This is a genomic window from Nostoc sp., assembly GCF_036916985.1.
Lineage (GTDB): Bacteria > Cyanobacteriota > Cyanobacteriia > Cyanobacteriales > Nostocaceae > Nostoc.
The window spans coordinates 58249-80483 of record NZ_JBALFD010000082.1; the positions used below are offsets into that span (position 1 = coordinate 58249).

The following is a 22235-nucleotide window of genomic DNA, read 5'->3' on the forward strand; positions in this document are numbered from 1 at the left end:
AAAGTCTTATAAGTTTACCAATCGAATAGGAGTGTTGTATCAAACTGATGAATACAGTAAGTGCTAAAAACCAACAGCTAGGGGGTTTATACGTCCAATCCCCTGAAAGACAACAGCTAGTGTTTCCCCTAAAACACACAGAAGTTATAGCAAAAATTGCAGGTAACTTATCACGAGTTGAGGTCATCCAAAGCTTTGAAAATCCCTTTACGCAGCCTTTAGAAGCGGTGTATGTCTTTCCGTTACCCGATGAAGCCGCGGTGGATGACATGGAAATCAAAATAGGCGATCGCACCATCAAAGGTAATATTAAAAAACGTGAAGAAGCTGTAGCCATCTACGAAAAGGCAAAACAAGAAGGACGCACCGCTGGACTTCTAGAACAGGAACGAGACAACATCTTTACCCAGTCTCTTGCTAACATCAAACCTGGTGAACAAATTGATGTCACAATTCGTTACACCGAAAGCTTAAAATTTGAGGCGGGAAATTACGAATTTGTTTTCCCGATGGTGGTGGGGCCAAGATATATTCCGGGAACGCCCATAGATGGTAGCGGTGACACAGACCAAGTTCCTGATGCTTCGCGCATTACACCGCCTATAGTCTTAGAAGGAACGCGAACGCGTCACAATATTAATGTCACAGTCGAAATTGATGCAGGTTTACCAATTTCTCAAGTGCGTTCTCCTTCACATCAATTAAAAATTGAACACTTAGGTCAAATTGTGCGAATTCAATTAGCTGGAGAAGATACAATTCCCAACAAAGATTTAATTCTCCGCTATCAAGTTTCTGGCAAAGAAACTCAATCTACAGTATTAACCCAAGCCGACGATCGCGGCGGACATTTTGCAATATATTTGATTCCAGCTTTGGAATATTCCACTGATGAGATTGTCCCCAAAGATGTTGTATTTTTGGTAGATACTTCTGGTTCTCAATCTGGCGATCCGTTGCAAAAGTGTCAAGAGTTAATGCGGCGATTTATCAATGGGTTAAATCCCAACGATACTTTCACAATTATCGATTTTTCCGATAGAGTTAGGCAGTTATCGCCAAAACCTCTGCCGAATACAGCAGAAAATCGTGCTAAGGCGATCGCTTACATTAACAATTTACAAGCTGATGGCAGCACAGAAATGCTCAGTGGCATTCGTACAGCGATAAATTTCCCCACACCAGTCGGAAGATTACGCAGTGTTGTACTCTTAACCGATGGCTACATCGGTAACGAAAATGAGATTTTAGCAGAGGTACAACAGCACCTACAACCAGCAAATCGCCTTTACAGTTTTGGTGCTGGTAGTTCAGTTAACCGTTTTTTACTGAATCGCATCGCCGAAATTGGCCGGGGAATATCTACAATTATTCGTCATGATGAACCCACAGAAGAAGTTGCCGAAAAGTTTTATAGGCAAATTAACAATCCTGTACTTACGAATATTCAAATCTCTTGGCAAGGTGACACAGAATCACCTGTGATTTACCCAAAGGTAGCGCCTGATTTATTCAGCGAACAACCATTAGTTTTATTTGGTCGCAAACAGGACAAAGTTAGTGGTAATCTGCAAATCTCCGGCATTGCTGCGGGTGGTAAGCACTATGAAAAAACGTTTCACCTCAGATTTGAGGAAACAGGAAATGTTGCTGTAGCGCAGTTGTGGGGACGCGCTCGTATCAAAGACTTGATGAATCAAATGGTGAGTTTTGAAACCAAAGCTGGTGTAGAAGCAGTTACAGAAACAGCCTTAAATTATCAACTGCTTTCTCAATACACCGCTTTTGTGGCTGTCAGCGATGACGTGCGGGTTGAACCAGGAAGCGAATACTTGTCTATGCAAGTGCCAGTGGAAATGCCTGAAGCAGTTAGTTATCAAGGAGTGTTTGGCAATGCTCCGGCTGGTGGTTTTGCGCCTCAAATGAAATTGTCAGCACCAACTTTAGCAGAAGCTCCCGATTTGCTCTACAAAAGGCGATCGCCACCATCCCCAGTACCTAAAGAAGTCGAGATATCTTTGAGCTTTGATTTAGAGGAGATAGAACAAGATGAAATATCAGACGCAGCCATCAACCATCAGTTAGAGGTCATCAGTGTTACTGGCTTGGATGAAACAGAAATTGCTAACCTAACCCAACACCTTCAACAACTAAACTTTCCTTCCGGCTTCGATGGTGAAATCGTCTTTGAGTTCACCGTCAACAAAGGTCGGGTAGAACAGGTAATGTTAGACGAGGAAGCCTCTAACCTAAAAGATGCAGTTGTAGTGGAGAAAATTAAGCGATCGCTCCTACTTTGGAGAGTTTCCCCATCTACAACTGGCAAAGTTATCTTAACCTTACATCTTCACATTTAATTTTGTAGAGGCGCGTTAGTATTGCGGCACGAAATGCAATTTCGCGTCTCTACAAATTAATTAATTCTTAGGGGTTTTAATCTGACGTGCCAGTTCTAGATAAGCACTCATATTCGCCCCTGGACGACGACGACCATTAGAGCTTGTTGTCGAAGGAGCAAGATATTTTGGTGCAAAGGTGGTTTCAGTTGGCTGCTCTTTAATGACTTTGGCTGCTGCGGCTTTTCCATTTTTAGCGGGTTCAACTTTAAGACCCTCAGCAGTCTGAACTAGTTGAACATCAGCTGCTTTAGAATTTTTAGCCGATTTTGCCTTAGCCGCAGCGGTTTTTGTTCCGTTTAATGAATCTGGCTTGGATGAAGTTGCTGCTTCTGATGTAATTGTTGCCGTTACCTTCTTAGCATTCGATGAAACTGTATCTGCTACTTTCTTCGCATTCGATGCGACCTCTTTAACAGCATCTTTGGCTTCGTCCAATTCTAAGAAGTAGCCATTGCTTTTCTTCTTCCCTGGTAACAGTCCGGTAATGAAACCCAAAATACCGCCAAGAAAACCTTGAATACCCGAAATTAACTTTTTGATAAAATCCATTACAATTACTCCTGCTTTTACCTTTTATATTGGGAACTCTACCGTAATTGTTAAAAATTACGACAAAATATTACATTTTCTACTTTGCGTCACCTCGTTCTGGTGACAACCTTTATAGGCTTGTGCTTAATTAACATTGTAGTAAAATCACAGGGCAAATGTTCTATTGCAAGCATTTTGCAACCTACATACACCAAGAACTAATTATTAAATTTTACTGTAACTAAGAGCAAGATTCTGAAAGCAAGCTTTACAAGAATTAACATTTCTTTGTTTGGTAAATACCTAATTGAAGTTAAGCAAGCAGTTTACTCTCAACCAGTGATAGCCTATTGGCAGATGGCAAGATTGATTAGTTAAATTTTATACAAACTCTCTTTGTGGAAGCATTTCAGTTTTGCAAAAATATCTTTTAAAGAATCCGAAAAGCAATAGCTTCAGTTTGTAGAGCAGTATGTACCGACAAAGGTAAAATATATCCCCTTAATTCAGCTAGATTTTGTAAATGAATATTGAAAATCAACAACGCAATCCCGTTTTATTAATACATGGTATTGACGACACAGAGGCAGTTTTTAATAAAATGAGGGCATACCTCATAGAACGTGGTTGGTCTGTCTATAGCCTGAATCTAGTTCCTAATAATGGTGATGTGGGTCTTGATGAGTTGGCAAAGCAAGTAGTTGATTATGTTACAGCTACCTTTGCACCAGAACAATGCCTAGATTTAGTAGGCTTCAGCATGGGAGGAATTGTTAGCCGTTACTATATCCAGCGACTAGGAGGACTTAACCGTGTGCAGAGATTTCTTACCATCTCTTCACCCCATTATGGAACTGTTGTTGCTTATGGTTCCCGGCGTCCTGGTTGCGTACAAATGCGCCCCGACAGCATTTTTCTCAAGGATTTAAATTCTGATTCTGTAATATTGGGGCAGCTAGATTTTACGTCTATCTGGACACCTTATGATTTGATGATTGTCCCAGCAAATAGTTCACAAATGTCCTTAGGACGCGAAGTAATAGTACCAGTTGCTCTACACCCTTGGATGCTGACAGACTCCAGAAGTTTAGCAGTAGTCACAGCAACCTTAGCAGAGCCTATCAAGCTACCCTTGCTAAATAAAAAATCCAGTCAGTAGGCAGGATACTTGTTGCACTTGCATCTCTTTAATTTTTAATTCTTAATTTTTAATTCTTAAGCCCTATCCCCAATTTGCGTATATTCGTAACTTCCAAAAATCGCCTCTGGGTGACTATAGTACTTAAACTCCATGAGGTTATAAAAAGGATCTTCTAAAAAGAAAGTACGATGCTCAAGAGGAGAACCAACAAAGCGATTTTTCGTTTCTTCGCGAAAAAATAGCTGTTGTTGTTGTGCCCTTTCTAGTAAGTCTTGCCAGTCACCTTCTTGGGTAAAAATTAGCCCAAAGTGTCTGGGATAGATAGTGGATTGCGGTATCAAAGGTTCTTTAGTGACGTGAGCGACTAATTGATGTCCGTAGAGATTGAGAATTAGAGCATGGCGGTTTTCACGGCCAGGAATGCAGCCCAAGCCATCTACGTAATATGCTTTCGTTTGGGCAATATCAGTCACAGGGAAAGCTAGATGGAATAAAGTTTGACTCATAACTTGTGTGGAAAAAAGTAGTGGTTGATGCTATCTACAATTTATGCTGTTAAGTCTTGATTGTGGTCAATTTAAAAATCAGCTTTCGGCGCAATGCCTACGCTATTTAGTGAATAATACAAACATATTACTTTAGCTGGAGAGGTTTCAGAAATTAAGCACTAAGTATCATAAATTCGCTATTCTGTTGATATTCAGAAAAATTACTCATAATTAATTGCTGATGTCACCCTCAATTGATTCTGTAAATCCCTGGTTGGTAGCAGTAGTGTTAAACACACTTTTATTGGGTTTAGCTTGGATTTCTCCGAAAAAACTACTTACCCCTGCTGGATTATTTCATGCCTGGTTCTTGGCTATCTTAATTTGGGTAACTCTAGGCTGGCAAGGATATGCAGTAGTAATGTTCTATTTTCTGGTTGGTTCTGGCGTTACCCGCATCGGTATGGCACAGAAAGAGGCAGAAGGAATTGCCGAAAAGCGTTCTGGGGCAAGAGGTCCAGAAAATGTTTGGGGTTCGGCTTTAACTGGCGCGCTCTGTGCTTTGGGAGTAGGGATAATAAATTCGGGATTCTTTGTAGCTAGTCCCCAATCCCTAGTACCCAATCCCCAATCCCTATTATTGTTAGCTTATGTAGCAAGTTTCAGTACCAAGCTGGCTGATACTACTGCTAGTGAAGTTGGTAAAGCTTATGGTAAAAGTACCTTTCTCATTACCACACTCCAACCAGTGCCACGGGGTACAGAAGGAGCGGTAAGTTTGGAGGGAACTTTAGCTGGGATTGTGGCTTCTGTTGCGATCGCATTTATCGGTTGGGGAGTTGGTTTAATTGATCTATTAGGAGTCGCTTGGTGTGTATTAGCAGCATTTATTGCTACCAACCTAGAAAGTGTGATTGGTGCAACATTGCAATCTAAGTATACTTGGCTGACCAATGAAGTGGTAAATATTTTTAATACATTAATCGGTGCGATCGCCTCTGTGCTACTTACCTTGACATGGATAAATTTCATTAAGTAAATCAGTGAAAATAACTAGCTGGGGCATTGGGCATTGAAAAGAGGTAGAGGGGCAGGGTGCTGCTCTCGCTGAGGGGAAAATTCTTCTCCCTGCTTCCTGCTTCCTGCTCCCTTACTTCTTCCCCAATCCCCAATCCCCAATCTCCAATCTCCAATCCCCAGTCCCCAGTTCAATCCTGTTTTGTCCCCACCAGACTGTAAAAGAGATCAAGAGAAATTATATTATTCACTAGTTATATAATTTTTTGACCATTTAGATGTAATTAGTTCATGGAATCTTTATCATATTTATCCATCAACAACCAGATGATTTCTATATGATTTAAATTAAAAGTCCTATAAGTGTTTAACCATTTTCACATAATTAGTTCATGGAATCTTCATCATTTTTGACAATTAATGACCAAATAATTTCTGTTGAGGAAGCAGTAAAGTACCTGCAAGCCTCTGGAAAGTTGGGACAGTTCATTGGGGATATTCTCCGCCAGTACGTAATTGAGGAAGAAATCAGAACACGAAACGATATTGAAATTGGCACAGCAATAACTGAACAGTCAATTATTGACTTTAGGCTGAAAAATCAACTGACTGATCCCGAAAGTTTTCAAGAATGGTTAAAGATCAATAACACAGATTACGCTACATTTCACACATCGGTTACTTTTGGGTACAAGTTAGAAAAGCTCAAAGCTGTAGTAACCCAAACAAAAATCCAAGAATATTTCATTGAGCGCAAAATTTTTTTGGATCGGGTAGTACTTTCTCGGATTGTTGTCAATAATCGAGAATTGGCAGATGAACTCCATACCCAAATTGAAGAAGGAGGTAGTTTTGAGCAACTAGCCAAAGAGTATTCACTTTCAGATGACCGAATTGTAAACGGCATGATGGGAATCGTCAGCCGAGGCAGTATGCCGGATATATTACGCGCAGCTATTGATGTCGCTAGTCCAGGACAATTGGTAGGCCCAATAGAAATCGTTGGCAAAGACTCTCCCCAAGGAGAAGGACCTTTTGGTTTGTTTCGAGTAGAACAATTTCTGCCAGCGTCTTTAGAAGATACTCAACTACAGCAAGTACTACAAAATGAGTTATTTGAAAAATGGCTAGCAGAGAAAATTCAAAAACTGACAGTCAAGTTACAAGTGAGTTAAAAATTCTGGATAATGAATCTTTACGATTAAAAGTTCTAGCTTCTTTGCCTTGGAATCAGCCACCGCTATGCTGGCTGACTCCCGAACAAAAATCCCAATTAGAAAATGAATCCCAAACCCGCCAGTATCGTCTTGGGGAAAAAATCTGGTCAAATGATGTCGGTGGTTATCAATTCTTAATTGTGGCTGGAAAAGTCCGCTTGCGAGAAGAGGGCATTGGCAAACCAATAGCTGCCCTAGATGCAGGGGATTGGTTTGGCGACTTACAAAAGCTGTCTGCGGATTTTAAAGCTGTAGCTGCTAGTAAAGAAGTGATAGTAATTTGTTGGGATACTGCACTTTGGACAGAATTTTCTCACCCACAAATTCAAGAGTTTTGGCAAGCATTACCAGTACAAACAGAAGGAGAAAGGGAGACATTTTCCTTCTCTTCCACCCCTTCAGTAATATCAACCTCAGACGGAACTTCCAGCCCCCACAGCCTCCAACCCCAAAAAGGACTCCCAGCCGCCAATCAGATCGTTGCAAATTATCCCTTTGTTGCTAGTTGGAATACTGCTGCGGCGTGTTTAACAATGGTGGCGCAACAGTTAGAAAATTCTGTGCAACTGGAATGGGTGCAGCGCCAACTCAGAGGACAACGCCCAAAACAGGTTGTGGAAGCAGCAGAAAAATTAGGGTTAGTGTTGCGGCGGTTACAAGTGAGTTGGGGCGAGTTGCGGCAGTTGTCATTTCCAGCTTTACTGCTGTGGAGTTCTGACTCACCCCAGAGTCCATCTTGGGTGGTGGCTTATGGAGTTAAGGGCGATCGCTTAATTATCGCTAATCCTCTCAATCCCGAAAGAACTTGTGAAAGCTTGCCACAGTCCATAGTTGAAGCCTCTTGGGATGGACAATTATGGCAAGTAGAACTCGTATCTCGGCAAGAAAAGTTTAACCTTAATTGGTTCACCCCAGCAGTTTGGAAGTATAAGGGCTTACTCGTAGAAGTATTGTTGGCATCTTTTACCTTGCAGCTTTTGGGGTTAACAACACCCCTAATCACGCAAGTCGTCATTGATAAAGTGATGGTGCAGGGGAGTTTGCCGACTCTTGATGTCATGGCGATCGCACTTTTATGCGTAGCTGTATTTGAGTCCATATTGGGTATTCTACGCCTATTCATCTTTACCCATACAGCTCGTCGGCTGGATTTGAGTTTATCAGCACAGCTATTTCGCCATCTGATGCGTCTGCCATTAGCTTATTTTGAGTCGCGGCGCGTCGGAGACACAGTAGCACGAGTCCAGGAACTCGAACAAATTCGTCAGTTTCTCACAGGTACAGCATTAACAGTAATTCTAGATAGCATTTTTACTGTGGTGTATCTGGTATTGATGTTTTACTATAACGTCCCACTCACCTTTGTCGCCTTAGCAGTACTGCCGCTATTTGCCACATTAACTATCGTTTCAACCCCTATTCTGCGTAACTGGCTCAACGAAACTTTTAACCGTTCTGCCGATAGTCAATCGTTTCTAGTAGAGACAATCACTGGAATTCACTCCGTTAAAGCCCATGCAGCCGAACCAGTAGCCCGCGATCGCTGGGAAGGCTTATTTGCTCGCTTCATTCGCACAGGTTTTAAAGCCTCCACCACCTCCAATATCAGCAGCAACATTGGTGACTTTCTTACCAATTTGTCTACTATGCTGATTCTCTGGTTTGGAGCTAAGTTAGTTATCGAACAAAAGCTCACAATCGGACAGCTAGTTGCTTTTCAAATGCTGTCTGGGAGAGTTACAGGCCCACTTTTGCGTTTAGTACAGTTGTGGCAAAACCTCCAACAAGTGCTACTTTCTGTAGATCGCATTGGTGATATTCTCAACGTCTCCCCAGAAGCAGAACTGGGAACTGGTCTAGTTTTACCACCTCTGAAAGGACAAATCACCTTCGAGCAAGTATTTTTTCGCTACCGGCCAAACTTTGAAGCAATTCTGCGGGGAATATCTTTCAATGCCGAACCAGGGCAATTTGTCGGCATTGTCGGACGCAGTGGTTCTGGAAAAAGTACCCTGTCTAAACTATTGCAACGCCTCTATCAAATTGAATCAGGACGTATCCTCATTGATGGTTTTGATATAAAAAGTGCCGACTTAGCCTCACTGCGGCAACAAGTTAGTGTGGTTCTTCAAGAAGACTTTTTATTCAACGGTTCCATTTTGGAAAATATCACTCTCGGTAGTCCCGACATTACCGCAGAACAAGTAGTAGAAGCGGCAAGACTAGCAGTAGCACACGACTTCATCAGTCAATTACCCTACGGTTACGAAACCAATGTTGGTGAACGCGGTACTGCTTTATCTGGTGGACAGAGACAACGTATTGCCCTAGCAAGACTATTTCTTTCCCAAGCGCCGATTTTAGTTTTAGATGAAGCTACCAGCGCTTTGGATAGTGAAACTGAACAACAAGTACTGCAAAACCTACAAAAAATTTCCGCTAATCGTACCGTGTTCCTGATTGCTCACCGCTTTGCCCCCCTCAAACGTGCTGATTTGATTTTGGTATTAGAGCAAGGTGTGATTGCTGAACGTGGTACTCACTCACAGTTGTTGCAACAAAAGGGTTTGTATTGGTCATTATATCAACGTCAACAAGCAAACATTTAACTAGCTTTTAGTTTAATGTCTACTTGATATCTAAAGAATGGCTGAATAATAGACCACACAGTAGGGGCACAGCATTGCTCATTGATGTCAAATTAAGCTGAAACTCCTTTAAAACCTCGTTTTCAGCCTCCGGCTGGGAATGCTGATACTGGCGGCTCTGCCGCAAGTGTTGAGGCGGAGCCTCAATGACGAGCATTCCCAGTCGGAGACTGGGAACGAGACAAACGAGACAATATCTAAAAGCTTTTACTAGGCTAGTTTTCACGTTAAGTTGACACCAATGAGCATTGCTGTGCCCTTACGAGAGATGTGGTTCAAATACATAAAAACTGCTGTAATTTGGTTACAAACTCGCCCATTGTTCCATTAATTTAACGTGAGTCTCCAAGGAAGGCACACGTTAACTACTAAGTAAATAACCAATCATTTTCATATTGTGATATAATTTCCAATCTTGGGAGTAGATATGTGTTAATACTAGCTTTTCTGCGCTAGGATGAAAATGGATGTTTTGTGTAAGCTGCCATAAAAGTGCTTACATAGCACATCGCGCTTGTCGCACAACCTTTACGGAGACTAGAACCAGGAACAAATCAGCATGGTCAATCAGAATTTAACCGCTACAGAAATTGGATTCACTCACGAAGATTTCGCTGCTCTACTTGACAAATACGATTATCATTTTAGCCCTGGCGATGTTGTCCCAGGAACAGTTTTCAGTATAGAGCCGCGCGGCGCTCTGATTGACATTGGTGCTAAAACCGCAGCATATATACCTATACAAGAAATGTCTATTAACCGGGTGGATAGCCCGGAAGAAGTATTACAGTCAAACGAAACGCGGGAATTTTTCATCCTTACCGATGAAAACGAAGATGGACAATTAACCCTTTCCATTCGCCGTATTGAATATATGCGGGCTTGGGAGCGCGTGCGACAGCTGCAAGCAGAAGATGCTACTGTCCGTTCTGGCGTATTTGCAACCAATCGCGGCGGAGCGTTGGTACGGATTGAGGGATTACGTGGCTTTATCCCAGGTTCCCACATTAGTACCCGCAAACCTAAAGAAGAATTGGTCGGCGAGGATCTGCCGTTGAAATTCCTAGAGGTGGATGAAGAACGTAATCGCCTAGTTCTATCTCACCGTCGGGCGTTGGTTGAGCGGAAGATGAACCGCCTAGAAGTCGGCGAAGTAGTAATTGGTACTGTTCGTGGTATTAAGCCATACGGTGCTTTCATCGACATTGGCGGCGTCAGTGGTCTACTACATATTTCTGAGATTTCTCACGAACATATTGATACACCTCATAGTGTGTTCAATGTCAATGATGAAGTGAAAGTTATGATCATTGACTTGGATGCAGAAAGGGGTCGGATTTCCCTATCTACCAAGCAACTAGAACCTGAACCCGGCGACATGATTAAGAACCGGGATTTGGTCTACGATAAGGCAGAAGAAATGGCTGCTAAGTATCGTGAACAGCTATTAGCCAAGCAGCAAGGTGCTACTGCTGCACCGGCTGCACCTGCGGAAGTTGTAGCAGACGAAGATATTCCACCAGCAGCGGAACTTGAAGAAGAGATTCCACCAGCAGCAGAACTTGAACAAGAAAATTCAGTAGTTGCGGAAATTGAAAAGGAAATTCCAGCAGCGACGGAAACTGAAGAGGAAATTCCAGCAGCTATTGAAGAGTAATAGATTTTTTATAGTTTTACTTATTTTTAAGTAAGAGTATCAAATCATTTTATAAAGAGGGTTTTCCCCTCTTTTTTTATGTGGAGAATCAGTAAAAATAAAGAATTGGCAGTAGTTAGAAGTTAAATATTATGGCAACCATTAAATGTAGAAATATCACTTTTGATAATATCCAGGCAATTTTGTTTGATAAAAACGGTACTCTAGAAGATTCAGAAACGTATTTGCGATCGCTCGCACAAAAAGCAACAAGGTTAATAGATGCTCAAATCCCTGGAACTGGGGAACCCTTGTTAATGGCATTTGGTATCAATGGCAATTTTCTAGATCCCGCAGGCTTAATATCAGTAGCAAGCCGCCGCGAAACAGAAGTTGCGGCTGCGGCATATATTGCCGAAACTGGAAGAGGATGGTTTGAGTGCTTAAAAATAGCCCGTCAAGCTTTAGATGAAGCGGAAAAGTACATTGGACAAACTGCTTCACCATTGTTTGTGGGTAGCTTAGACTTGCTGAAATATCTACAAGAAGGGGGTTTAAAACTTGGCATCCTCTCAGCTGCGACAACTGAAGAAGTACGTAATTTTGTAGCCAATCACCAGTTAAGTGATTATATCCAGTTGGAAATGGGCGTAGATGAAGGGCCGAGTAAACCAGATCCAGTGCTATTTTTGCAAGCTTGTCAAGCTTTAGGAGTTGAACCGAACGCTACATTGATGGTGGGTGATTCAGTTGGTGATATGCAAATGGCGCGTAATGCTAAAGCCGCAGGTTGTATTGGTATCACTTGGGTAGGTAAGTCAGATAATGTCCGAGGTGCAGATGTAGTGATTAATCAACTTGATGAAATCCAGATTTTAGAAGATTAATTTAACGTGAGTTCGACAAGTCTTATTTGACCTCTCCCCCAGCCCCTCTCTGATGCGGAGAGGGGAGCAAAAAACTGAATTTTTCGTTACTCATTTTATGTCATTGCAAACGAAGTGTTCGCGGAGCGTCTCGTAGAGAAGCAATCCCAAACATTTGCGATTGCTACGTTTCGCTACGCTACACTCGCAATGACAATGTATTTTTAATTTTGCATGACTACTTCTTGTAAATCGCGATGCCTGCGACGGGCTACGCCTACGCTCCAGTTTTTTACCCTTATCTTAAGATGCACAAAGTAATAGCTTCTTGTTTGTTGGCATCATAAATCAGGGTTTTATAGTTGATCTCTGGACAAAATCACCAGTTTTTCAGTTAATCTGAATGATGTAATTTTAGCTGTAAGTTCCTGCTCTCTCAGTTGTTATCGCAATAGGTTCAGACTCAATATCATCTATTTTATTAAATTCTCCAGCCCGCCAGCTATCTGTTATATCCTTGATAAAACTGGCAATGGGGATCGCAACTAACAAACCCAAAACACCTCCCAACTTTGCTCCTAGTAATAAAGAAATTACCACCCATACAGGATTTAAGCCGGTCAAATTGCTGAGAATTCGAGGTGCAATAATATTAGAGTTAACTTGGTCGATCGCAACAGCGACACCTAAGACTTCCACTCCTAACCAAAAATTTTGCAGCGCTACTAACAAACTTACTATCGTAATACCAACTCCCGTACCAAAGGGGAAGAGTGAAAACAAGCCAATACCGATGCCAAAAAGTAGAGCCAAGGGGACTTGCAGCGCTAAAAACGCCAGCGTAATTGTCACCCCTAACACAGCTCCCAATGTTGCTTGACCGATGAAGTAATTGTGGAAATCTTCTCGCAGTAATTCCCGCACTTTGAACCCAATGTTAGGGGGAAACCACTGAAAAATTCCGTCCCAAAGACGTTCACCGTTCAATATTAGGTAGATAGTCAGCACTACCGCCAGCAGCACATTGAGGACAATACCGATGGTATCGACGGCAAAACCAAGAATTCTACCAGTGAAGGATTGAAGTTGGTTAGATAATCGTTCCAGAACTTGGGTAAATAAACCACTTAAATTAATCGGAAGTTGCTGTTGACTTAACGCCCAATCTTGAAAAGCTTGTAGCTGCTGAGTACCAGAATCAATCCAACTGGGTAAAATATTAGCCAGTTCAACGAGCTGTTGAATAATCAGGGGAACCAAGGTGATGCCTAAAGCTACTAAAACCACCAGAGTCAAAAGCAACACTCCCCCGATCGCTAAGTTGCGTTTTACCCCTTGTTCCTGAAGAAACTGGATTGGATAATTCAAGACAAAAGCCAGTAGGATGGCGGCGGCAATAATGCTAACTAAGGGTTGAAAATATTGTATAACCTGGATCAATAGCCAGCCGTTGAGAATAGCAATAGGAAATGCCAATCCGATAGTTAACCATCGCGGCAATTTGTTTGCTGATTGCATTAGTGATGACCCCATAAGAGTTCTAACTTTATTGTGGCTTGGGAGTTTGGGGAGTGGGGAGTGGGGAGCAGGGGGCAAGGGAGAAGAATTTTCCCCTCAGCAAGACGCAGTACCCCACCCCTCTGCCTCTTTTCAATCCCCAATGCCCCTCAAGAGTGGTGAGTGGGGAAGAAGCAAGGAAGCAGGGAGAAGAATTTTCCCCTCCGCTCCCCGCACCCTGCCCCTCTGCATCTTTTCAATGCCCCATACCCAATCCCCAAATTATGTTAGATTTTTCTCAATAAAATCCAACATAATTTTCTGATGCATTGCCCCTAAAGGTCGGATTTCACCAGCATTTTGTGAATAACAGTTACCTTGACGGATATCTTCTGGGGTAAATAACGCCATATCCCAACCCTCGTTAAGAACCAGTTGATTTAATTCCACCAAGAGTGGTGCATGAAAGACATGACGGACAACTCTTTCGTTGGGATAACAGCCAAATTCAACAAAGGGTGGTAAATCATAGCCGATTTCTTCTAATATTTCTCGTTTTACGGCTACATCCGGCGTTTCACCAGGTTCGATGTGACCGCCAAACAGCCCCCAGTAACCAGGATAGAGAATACCGGGGATATTGTCGCGTAGCTGCATGAGAAACTTGTTTTTTTGATAGAGAATTGCGATCGCTACGTGTACCTGTTGACTGTTCATAGTTCATATATTTATTTTTAATTTAATTGCTGATTACTCTTCTTCTAAATAAACTTCCCCCAATTCTTTGCCAGCTAAGGGAATACTTCGGTAGCGAACTTTACCCTTAATTACCACTTGTGAACCCTCACCCAGATTCTTTTGATTGGTAACAACCCAAATTTTGCCGGTTGAGTCACTAATTTTATAAGCCCACTGTTTGATCAGAGGAGCTTGCTTTTCTACCTGACCTTGGATGTAAACTATAGCCTGATTGTCCTGTTTTGGTTTAATTTCTCCAATTGGAGTCACATTTGTCCTAAATTTTAAGCCAGCCTTACTTAAGCTAGGTAATGTCAAGTTACCACAACTACAAAGTCCCGCTACGAGGAAACAAGTCAATCCTAAGCGGTATGGAAAAATACTGTGCCCGTATAAGAATGAAAGGGGAAAATTTCTCGTTTTTTGCATGAAAACCACCGATTTATTTATTTTAGGCATGGGGCATTGATTGAAAAGAGGCAGAGGGGCAGGGTGCGAAGGGGAAAATTCTTCTCCCCTGCTCCCTACTCCCCACTCCCCACTCCCTAATTCTTCAGATGATGCCGTTAATCTGAGAAAATAAATATTATGAATTTACTGTGAGAGAAACGCTACGACATCAAACAGCCACACAATAATAGTCAAAAGTCAAGATGCAATAATCAATATTTTTACTTTGGACTTTGGACAACAAGCGAATATAGCTGGGAATTTTTATGGAAACAAAAACTGCCAAACTCCTTGATGGTAAAACTTTAGCGGCAAAAATTCAGCAAGAACTTTCTGTCGCCATTACAGAATTACAACCAAAAATTGGACGACCTCCTGGTTTAGCAGTGTTGATGGTTGGTGACAACCCAGCGTCAGCCGCTTATGTACGCAATAAAGAAAAAGCCTGCGCTAAAGTTGGGATCGCTTCTTTTGGTAAGCATTTTCCTGCCCAAACTACCCTTGGGGAGTTAGAAGAGGTCATTGCTGCGCTCAACCACGATGAACGGGTGGATGGCATTCTTGTACAGTTGCCCTTACCTAACCACTTGGATGCTGTGACTCTGCTGCATCAAATTGATCCCGATAAAGATGCCGATGGACTGCACCCAGTTAACTTGGGGCGACTAGTACGGGGAGAAAGTGGTTTACGTAGCTGTACTCCGGCTGGTGTAATGCGGCTTTTAGAAGCTTATGAGATTCCTTTGCAGGGAAAACAGGCAGTAGTGGTGGGACGCAGTATTTTGGTGGGTAAACCGATGGCGCTGATGCTATTAGAAGCTGATGCCACCGTTACGATCACTCACTCGCGATCGCACGATCTCAAAACCATCACCCAAAATGCTGATATCCTAATTGCAGCAGTAGGTCTTCCCGGACTAATCTCTGCTGACATGGTGAAACCGGGCGCAGTTGTGGTAGATGTGGGGATGAATCGCGTCACCGATGCTAATGGCAAAAGTCGCCTCATTGGCGATGTTGATTTTGAATCAACCTCTGATGTAGCAGGATTTATCACTCCTGTTCCTGGCGGTGTTGGCCCGATGACTGTTGCCATATTGTTGGAAAATACATTTGCTAGCTATGTCAGAACGACAAAAGAAGAAAGAGAGTGATGAGTTAAAAGTTAAAAGTGATGAATTAAAAGTTAAGAGTGATGAATTAAAAGTTAAGAGTTATTAACTCCTAACTCCTAACTCCTAACTCCTAACTCTTCATTTTTTTCAGCCCCACAGCGCCTTAAAATTGTGACGTATAAGACAAGAATCCCAAAATGTCAGGAATTAAAGCATGGTAGCAACTGATAACGTTCAAAAAACACCACCAGAGGGAACCACATTTAACTTAGCAGCCTATCTCAAAGAGCGGCAAAAGCTTTGTGATAATGCTTTGGATCAGTCTATCCCAGTCATTTATCCAGAAAAGATTTATGAGGCGATGCGCTACTCGTTATTAGCTGGAGGTAAGCGTGTACGTCCCATTCTTTGCCTTGCTACCTGTGAAATGATGGGTGGAACCATCGAGATGGCTATGCCGACGGCTTGTGCTGTGGAGATGATCCATACAATGTCGTTGATTCATGACGACCTCCCAGCGATGGATAATGACGATTACCGTCGTGGGAAGCTGACGAATCATAAAGTCTATGGCGAAGATGTCGCGATTTTGGCTGGGGATGGCTTGTTGGCTCTCGCTTTTGAATTTGTTGCCCTTCAAACCCCCCAAAGTGTTCCCAGAGAGCTAGTCTTACAAGTAGTTGTCCGTCTTGGTCGGGCGCTGGGGGCAGCTGGTTTGGTCGGCGGTCAAGTTGTCGATTTAGAGTCGGAAGGGAAATCTGATATTTCTCTAGAAACGCTAAATTTTATTCATAAACACAAAACAGCAGCCCTTTTAGAAGCTTCTGTAGTTTGTGGTGGGATCATAACTGATGCATCACCCGAAGATGTGCAACGACTGACCCGTTATGCTCAAAATATTGGGCTAGCATTCCAAATCATCGATGATATTCTGGATATCACTTCTACCCAAGAGCAATTAGGTAAAACAGCTGGTAAAGACCAAAAAGCTAAGAAAGTGACCTATCCCAGCCTTTGGGGACTTGAGGAATCACGCTCAAAAGCCCAAGAGCTAGTTAAAGCAGCTTGTGTGGAATTGGAACCGTTTGGAGACAGAGCTAAACCACTCCAAGCGATCGCTCATTTTATTACCAGCCGCAATAACTAGTAACGTTTTGGGTAATTCGTAATTCCTATACCACAAGCGTTTTCTTGATTGAAAATGGGTGGTCTATTGACGCTATGCTGTACTACACCGCCCAACGGAATTCAAAATTTACTCATTCAAAATTCAAAAAGCTGATCCATTAAGCTTTTAGGTGATTTTGAAGAATTGGTCTGTTTCCACCGTGATCTACTAGGTTAATTTGGGATTTTGGGTTGAATCTAAATGTTTCCTCAACCAACAACTGCTGCTAATATTTACTAACCTAACCAAAATACCATGCAGGACATAGGCAACATTTTAGACAACCGCGTGCTGCTGGTTGCTCTGGTAGCTTGTTTAATTGCTCAAGCATTAAAGCTCGTAATCGAAATCATCAAAAATCGCAAACTGAATATACGTGTTTTGGTAACAACCGGAGGTATGCCTAGTGCCCATTCGGCTCTAGTTACGGCTCTAGCGGCTGGTGTCGGGCAAACACTGGGTTGGGCATCTCCTGATTTTGCCGTTGCGATGATTTTTGCCATTATTGTCATGTATGATGCAGCCGGAGTTCGCCAAGCTGCTGGCAAACAAGCTCGTATCCTCAATCAAATGATTGATGAATTATTTCATGAAAAACCAGACTTTAGCCAAGACCGTCTGAAAGAATTACTCGGACATACACCAGTTCAGGTAATCGCTGGAGCGGCTTTGGGTATAACCATCTATTGGTTAGGGAGGTCTGCTTATTAGTCAATAGTCTACAGTTTATTAACCAATGACTAATGACTAATGACTAATAACTACAACCGCACAGTTGAGCGCAGCAGAATCACCTTACGACTATCTACGATGCTGGCAACAAAACCGCCATTGTTGAGCTTCTGCAATGTGTTGTATGCTTCACTTTGGTTAGTAGTATAAACTGCCAACAAGTAAGGGCGTTGTCCATAAGAAACAAAGCCGACGTTACCTCCAACTGCTTGCTGCACACTATTTACGAGTTCTGGGCGGTTGTAATAATCTACCAACACTGCATAACCCTCTCCTAAAGCTTGAGGATTATAACTAACTGTCTGCTGAGGTGGCTGTAGCTGTCGCTGTGCCTGTGGTTGTACCGCCTGCACATCTGGTGTTGTTGGTCGAGTGGTAATTATGGCAGACAAGCCAACAATATTACTGACATATCTTGCCCAACGATTGGCATCATCGATTTTGTTAAAGCCACCTACTCGCGTCACAGTTTCGTTGAGATATTTGCAGGTGATAGTTTTGAGTTCAGGTGGTAAGGCACTACGTAACTGCTTTTGATTATTCGCTGTGGGACTGACTACTAATAAAAGATACTCGCCTGCATTTGGTGGTTGACAAAGGGGAATGGTTTGTTGGGCAAAGACAGAACTCGTGCCACCAATCAACCCTGCAACTGCTAATCCTAAAACACTTGGTAAAGTCTGAAATCTATGCACAAAAGTTAGATTATGTAAATTAAGGTGTCTTAGAAGATTTTATAAAAATATATTTTGTTCCCCCAAAATAATATAGCACTTGTCTCTACATAGTGATTGATTGGCGATCGCCCTTTAGGGAAACTTTTGCTGCTGGGGAATTGTTGCGGTTGTTGGTTTTTTTGGTAAGGGCATCGCGTTGCAACTGTGATGAGAAGTTTGCTTCTTGAAATGATCTGTGGTCACTTCATTGGAAAAACTACTGTTTTCAGATAAGATTACCGTAGTTTAATTTTACTACCCTAGCGAAAAAAGTTTTCATAGCTAGTGGTCTGTCCCATTAATTTTGTGGGGCTGCTAGATCCCCGAATTCTTCAAGAAGTCGGGGATCTGAACACCACTAACCTCTCAAAACTTTTGGGACAGACTACTAGGTAGTCTCGATATTTTCCATAGGTTAGCAATAACGCATTGTCCAGAGAGGGCGATCGCGAGCTTTGAGCAGCCCTGTTCGTCAGAGATGCCTAAGCAATGCACATTTGTAGCATTTAAATGGGTATTGCAGATTGGTATTGAAAAAAAATTTTCCCAGTCCCCAATCCCTAATCCCCAATCCCCAGTCCCCAGTCCCCAGTCCCTAATCCCTTTTCAGGAGAATTAATCATGCCTATCGAGTTCATTGGAGCAATCCGCACAACACCAGTTTCGGAGTTAAATAGTATTCCTGGAACCCTGAACGAAGACATCATCGACAAAGATTACCTTCGTGAATTTGCTCAAGCTCATGAGAAAAGTGATTTTGACCGAGTACTAGTTGCCTACCGTTCTAGTAGCCCTGATAGTTTTCTCGTGACTAGTTATGCAGCTTCCGTAACCGAGCGATTGGGCTTTATGATTGCCCACCGACCGGGTTTTGTTGCTCCCACTTTAGCAGCCCGCACGGCAGCTACCCTCGACCACTTCACCAACGGCCGCATAGCAGTACATATCATCACTGGTGGTAATGATGCTGACCAACAACGAGATGGTGACTGGCTAGATCATGACAATCGGTATCGTCGCACCGATGAGTACCTAGAAATTGTTCGCCGCATTTGGACAAGCGATACTCCTTTCGACTACGAAGGCGAATTCTACCACGTTAAAGATGCTTTCGCGGCAATCAAACCACTGCAAAAGCCCCATATCCCGCTTTACTTTGGCGGCGCATCCGGCTCTGCTGTCAACGTGGGAGCTAAACACAGTAATGTCTACGCCTTATGGGGTGAGCCAATTGCCGGAGTCAAAGAGCGCATCGCTGAAGTAAATGCGGCCTTACCTCCTGGTCGTTCTATCCGCTTTAGTGTGTCCCTACGACCGATTCTTGGTGCCACAGAAAAACAGGCCTGGGAGAAAGCACACAATATTTTGGCGCGGATTCAAGAACTGCGGCAAGAGGTGAAAGTCGATCCCTTAACTAGACCACAAGCGGTAGGGTCACAGCGTTTAGTAGACTTTGCGGCAAAAGGAGAAATTTACGATAAGCGTCTGTGGACACCAATAGCCGCAGCGACCGGTGCAGCAGGTAATACGACGGCTCTTGTGGGTACACCTGAGCAAGTTGCAGAAGCCTTACTTGATTACTACGATGCTGGTGTTACCACTCTATTGATCCGAGGCTTCGATCCGCTACAAGATGCGATTGATTATGGAGAGGTGATTTCTTTGGTGCGTGCGGAAGTGGCACGGCGCGATCGCCAAGCGGTTTCTGTTGCGAACTAGTTATGATCCTATAAACATCTATACCTCAGTCGTGCTGATGAAGAAGAATTCAGGATTCAGAATAATTCATTCTGAATTCTGACTCCTGAATTCTGTTTGATAAAGCTAAGGAAGAGTTTTAGTTGTGGAGACTCAAACCCATCTAGCCAGACAGATGAAATTTCCAACTGAGGACGAGGAGGTAGTAAAGGGATAAATCGTAAGTCTTTGGTTGCAAATTTACTTAAAGTTCGTGTAGTTAAAAGTATCCCTGCACCAGAAGAGACTAATAAGGGGCATTCCTGATTAGGTTTCTTGTGGAATAGCTTAGGCTCAATTCCTCCGTCTCTTAACAGGGTAAGAAAACTGTCGTAGAACTGGGGATTATCCCTCCTGGGTTGAAAGATAAATGTCTCATCGTGGAGATCGGCAAAACGAATGAGTTTTTTCTTTCCCAACCGATGAGTCTTGGACATCAAAATTCCAAAGTCCTCTCGGTGAATCAATTGTGTCTGAACGCCATCGAGGTTGATCCTACCTTCAACAAGGGCAGAAAACCCCACGCGAAGTATACCTTCACTATTCTTAGCAGATTGACTAACCTGCTGTTTAAGTCGTTCGGCTTGATTGATTAAGTCTTTTGCTCCCTCGTAAAGGATTATTCCACTTCGAGTCAGTTCAACCTTTGTTGTCGATCGCTCAAACAACTGGACTCCTAACTGCGCCTCAAGTCGATGCACGAGTCTCGTCAAAGGAGGTTGTGTAAGATGCAATCTGGCCGCTGCTTTTCTAAAATTTAGTTCTTCTGCAAGGACGAGGAAGGCGTTTAAGTCTCTCAATTCCATAGAAATCGACAGAAATTGACTGATACCAAAATAGTATCAATTGCGATACTTTTTTAGAAATTCCCCTGTGCTTTTATTTGCCGTAGAATCTCTTTGAGAACAAAAAAGGTATTACCAATTCAACTCAATAGATGAATTTGTGAGTAGCTAGGGCAGTTTTGATATTGTCTTAGCAATCTCTTGGATATATATAGAAAGTTTATTTTACTCAACCAAAATCACGGTAGCAGGGAATTGTAAGTAATATGTCTAATCAATATTTTCACAACCGAATCACAAAGCACTCAAGAATATCCAGACGCAATTTTTTCCATGTCTGTTATGGATTCATGGCTATATCTACAGCTTTAGCCAGTTGCAATACAAAAAATAGTAGTACCAAGTTAGTTAGACTTGGTTATCAGAATTCTGGGGACCTCATCGCCCACGAGAAAAAAGTGATGGAAAAGCGCTTGACTTCTCTGGGAGTTGGCGTGCAGTGGTCTTTATTTGTTTCCGGCCCTCCCTTACTAGAAGCCTTAGATGTAGGGAGCATAGACTTGGGGCCGACGGGAGAAACACCGCCAATTTTTGCCCAAGCATCTGGTAGCAACTTAGTGTATCTGGCTAATATACCAGGGTTAACCGCAGAAGCCAAAGCGATCGTCGTCCCAAATGACTCTCCAATTCGCACGTTAGCGGATCTTAAAGACAAGAAAGTTGCTTATGCTAGGGGTACGGCTCTAACGTATTTCTTGGTAAAAGCACTTGAGGAAGTAGGGCTGAAATTAAGTGACATCAAATCGGTTAACTTAACAACTCCCGATGGACGTTCAGCATTTCTAAACAAGACTGTAGATGCTTTTGTAGCTTCAGATCCGGCTCTACTACAACTACAAAAGGAAAGTAATATTCGCACCCTACGAGATGGTAAAGGCATTGATACGCCAGGGGGCTATTACTTGGCTTCTCGGGAGTTTGCTAAGAATAATCTCGATCTGCTCAAAGCGATTTTAGAAGAATACTACAACGTTGGACAATGGACAAATAACAACAGGCGTGAAGCAGCACAAATTCTTGCACCGAAACTCAAGATAGATATCCCAACAATGGAACTATTGCTAACAAGGCGCAACTTCGACATGAAACCGATTACTGAGGAAGTGATTAACGCTCAACAACAGGTTGCAGATTTGCTGTATCAGTTAAAGATTATTCCCAAACAAGTGAATGTTAGGTTGGGCATCCTTACCCCCGAACAGTATGCAGCAATTACTCCCGATGCTGTCAGGAATAAAGTACATTGATCAATCGAATGGGGAATGGGGAATGGGGAGCAGGGAGCAAGGGAGAA

General features: G+C 42.7%; 20 protein-coding genes. 12 read left to right on the plus strand and 8 right to left on the minus strand.

Going from position 1 to position 22235, the window contains the following annotated elements:
• Positions 1-47: 47 nt before the first annotated feature.
• The gene (locus tag V7L07_RS26725; RefSeq protein ID WP_335061923.1) at positions 48-2357 is read left to right on the plus strand and encodes a VIT domain-containing protein; all 2310 of its coding nucleotides are present in this window, start codon (positions 48-50) and stop codon (positions 2355-2357) included.
• Positions 2358-2417: 60 nt separating this feature from the next.
• Here the strand turns inward: V7L07_RS26725 and V7L07_RS26730 are convergent, their stop codons facing one another.
• Positions 2418-2948: a hypothetical protein gene (locus tag V7L07_RS26730; protein WP_335061924.1), complete on the minus strand. Its 531-nt coding sequence runs from the start codon at positions 2946-2948 to the stop codon at positions 2418-2420.
• A 505-nt stretch (positions 2949-3453) separates the two neighbouring features.
• On the opposite strand from V7L07_RS26730, the gene V7L07_RS26735 reads away from it, so the two are divergent.
• Positions 3454-4089 (plus strand): esterase/lipase family protein, encoded by a 636-nt coding sequence (locus V7L07_RS26735; protein WP_335061926.1) that lies wholly within the window; start codon positions 3454-3456, stop codon positions 4087-4089.
• Between the two features lie 56 nt (positions 4090-4145).
• Here V7L07_RS26735 and V7L07_RS26740 read toward each other — a convergent pair whose 3' ends face one another.
• Positions 4146-4577, minus strand: a complete 432-nt coding sequence (locus tag V7L07_RS26740) for a VOC family protein (protein ID WP_335061928.1) — start codon at positions 4575-4577, stop codon at positions 4146-4148.
• A gap of 223 nt (positions 4578-4800) precedes the next feature.
• Here V7L07_RS26740 and V7L07_RS26745 point away from each other — a divergent pair, with 223 nt between their 5' ends.
• From V7L07_RS26745 to V7L07_RS26755, 3 genes are all read left to right on the plus strand, one after another.
• Positions 4801-5598, plus strand: a complete 798-nt coding sequence (locus V7L07_RS26745; RefSeq protein WP_335061930.1) for a TIGR00297 family protein — start codon at positions 4801-4803, stop codon at positions 5596-5598.
• 370 nt (positions 5599-5968) lie between these two features.
• Positions 5969-6751, plus strand: coding sequence for a peptidylprolyl isomerase (locus tag V7L07_RS26750; protein ID WP_179065537.1), 783 nt, complete (start codon positions 5969-5971; stop codon positions 6749-6751).
• On the plus strand, positions 6700-9402 hold the full coding sequence (locus tag V7L07_RS26755) for a type I secretion system permease/ATPase (RefSeq protein ID WP_335061932.1): 2703 nt from the start codon (positions 6700-6702) through the stop codon (positions 9400-9402). Before V7L07_RS26750 ends, V7L07_RS26755 begins: the two co-directional genes overlap by 52 nt.
• Positions 9403-9421: 19 nt before the next feature.
• On the opposite strand, the gene V7L07_RS26760 is transcribed toward V7L07_RS26755, so the two are convergent.
• On the minus strand, positions 9422-9667 hold the full coding sequence (locus tag V7L07_RS26760) for a hypothetical protein (RefSeq protein ID WP_335061933.1): 246 nt from the start codon (positions 9665-9667) through the stop codon (positions 9422-9424).
• A 333-nt stretch (positions 9668-10000) separates the two neighbouring features.
• Here V7L07_RS26760 and V7L07_RS26765 point away from each other — a divergent pair, with 333 nt between their 5' ends.
• Both V7L07_RS26765 and V7L07_RS26770 read left to right on the plus strand, forming a co-directional pair.
• Entirely contained in the window at positions 10001-11098 is a 1098-nt protein-coding gene (locus tag V7L07_RS26765) for a 30S ribosomal protein S1 (RefSeq protein WP_335061935.1), read from the plus strand.
• 131 nt (positions 11099-11229) lie between these two features.
• Positions 11230-11964, plus strand: a complete 735-nt coding sequence (locus V7L07_RS26770) for an HAD family hydrolase (RefSeq protein ID WP_335061937.1) — start codon at positions 11230-11232, stop codon at positions 11962-11964.
• Between the two features lie 393 nt (positions 11965-12357).
• Here V7L07_RS26770 and V7L07_RS26775 read toward each other — a convergent pair whose 3' ends face one another.
• From V7L07_RS26775 to V7L07_RS26785, 3 genes are all read right to left on the minus strand, one after another.
• Entirely contained in the window at positions 12358-13461 is a 1104-nt protein-coding gene (locus tag V7L07_RS26775) for an AI-2E family transporter (protein ID WP_335061939.1), read from the minus strand.
• A 261-nt stretch (positions 13462-13722) separates the two neighbouring features.
• Complete coding sequence (locus tag V7L07_RS26780) at positions 13723-14157, minus strand: NUDIX hydrolase (RefSeq protein WP_335061940.1); 435 nt, start codon at positions 14155-14157, stop codon at positions 13723-13725.
• A gap of 33 nt (positions 14158-14190) precedes the next feature.
• Positions 14191-14448: a hypothetical protein gene (locus V7L07_RS26785; RefSeq protein WP_335061942.1), complete on the minus strand. Its 258-nt coding sequence runs from the start codon at positions 14446-14448 to the stop codon at positions 14191-14193.
• Between the two features lie 446 nt (positions 14449-14894).
• Here V7L07_RS26785 and folD point away from each other — a divergent pair, with 446 nt between their 5' ends.
• The 3 genes from folD (at position 14895) to V7L07_RS26800 (ending at position 17622) form a co-directional block, all read left to right on the plus strand.
• Positions 14895-15782, plus strand: a complete 888-nt coding sequence (gene folD / locus V7L07_RS26790) for a bifunctional methylenetetrahydrofolate dehydrogenase/methenyltetrahydrofolate cyclohydrolase FolD (protein ID WP_335061944.1) — start codon at positions 14895-14897, stop codon at positions 15780-15782.
• 175 nt (positions 15783-15957) lie between these two features.
• Entirely contained in the window at positions 15958-16890 is a 933-nt protein-coding gene (gene crtE, locus V7L07_RS26795; RefSeq protein ID WP_335061946.1) for a geranylgeranyl diphosphate synthase CrtE, read from the plus strand.
• Between the two features lie 276 nt (positions 16891-17166).
• Positions 17167-17622, plus strand: a complete 456-nt coding sequence (locus tag V7L07_RS26800) for a divergent PAP2 family protein (RefSeq protein WP_335061948.1) — start codon at positions 17167-17169, stop codon at positions 17620-17622.
• 50 nt (positions 17623-17672) lie between these two features.
• Here the strand turns inward: V7L07_RS26800 and V7L07_RS26805 are convergent, their stop codons facing one another.
• Positions 17673-18338 carry a hypothetical protein gene (locus tag V7L07_RS26805; RefSeq protein WP_335061949.1) on the minus strand — a complete coding sequence of 222 codons (666 nt, stop codon included), beginning with the start codon at positions 18336-18338 and terminating at the stop codon, positions 17673-17675.
• A 642-nt stretch (positions 18339-18980) separates the two neighbouring features.
• Between V7L07_RS26805 and V7L07_RS26810 the strand changes: the two genes are divergently transcribed.
• Entirely contained in the window at positions 18981-20078 is a 1098-nt protein-coding gene (locus V7L07_RS26810; RefSeq protein WP_335061951.1) for an LLM class flavin-dependent oxidoreductase, read from the plus strand.
• A 56-nt stretch (positions 20079-20134) separates the two neighbouring features.
• Here V7L07_RS26810 and V7L07_RS26815 read toward each other — a convergent pair whose 3' ends face one another.
• Positions 20135-20902 (minus strand): LysR family transcriptional regulator, encoded by a 768-nt coding sequence (locus tag V7L07_RS26815; protein ID WP_335061953.1) that lies wholly within the window; start codon positions 20900-20902, stop codon positions 20135-20137.
• Positions 20903-21231: 329 nt separating this feature from the next.
• Here V7L07_RS26815 and V7L07_RS26820 point away from each other — a divergent pair, with 329 nt between their 5' ends.
• Positions 21232-22188, plus strand: coding sequence for an aliphatic sulfonate ABC transporter substrate-binding protein (locus V7L07_RS26820; protein ID WP_335061955.1), 957 nt, complete (start codon positions 21232-21234; stop codon positions 22186-22188).
• Positions 22189-22235: the final 47 nt, after the last annotated feature.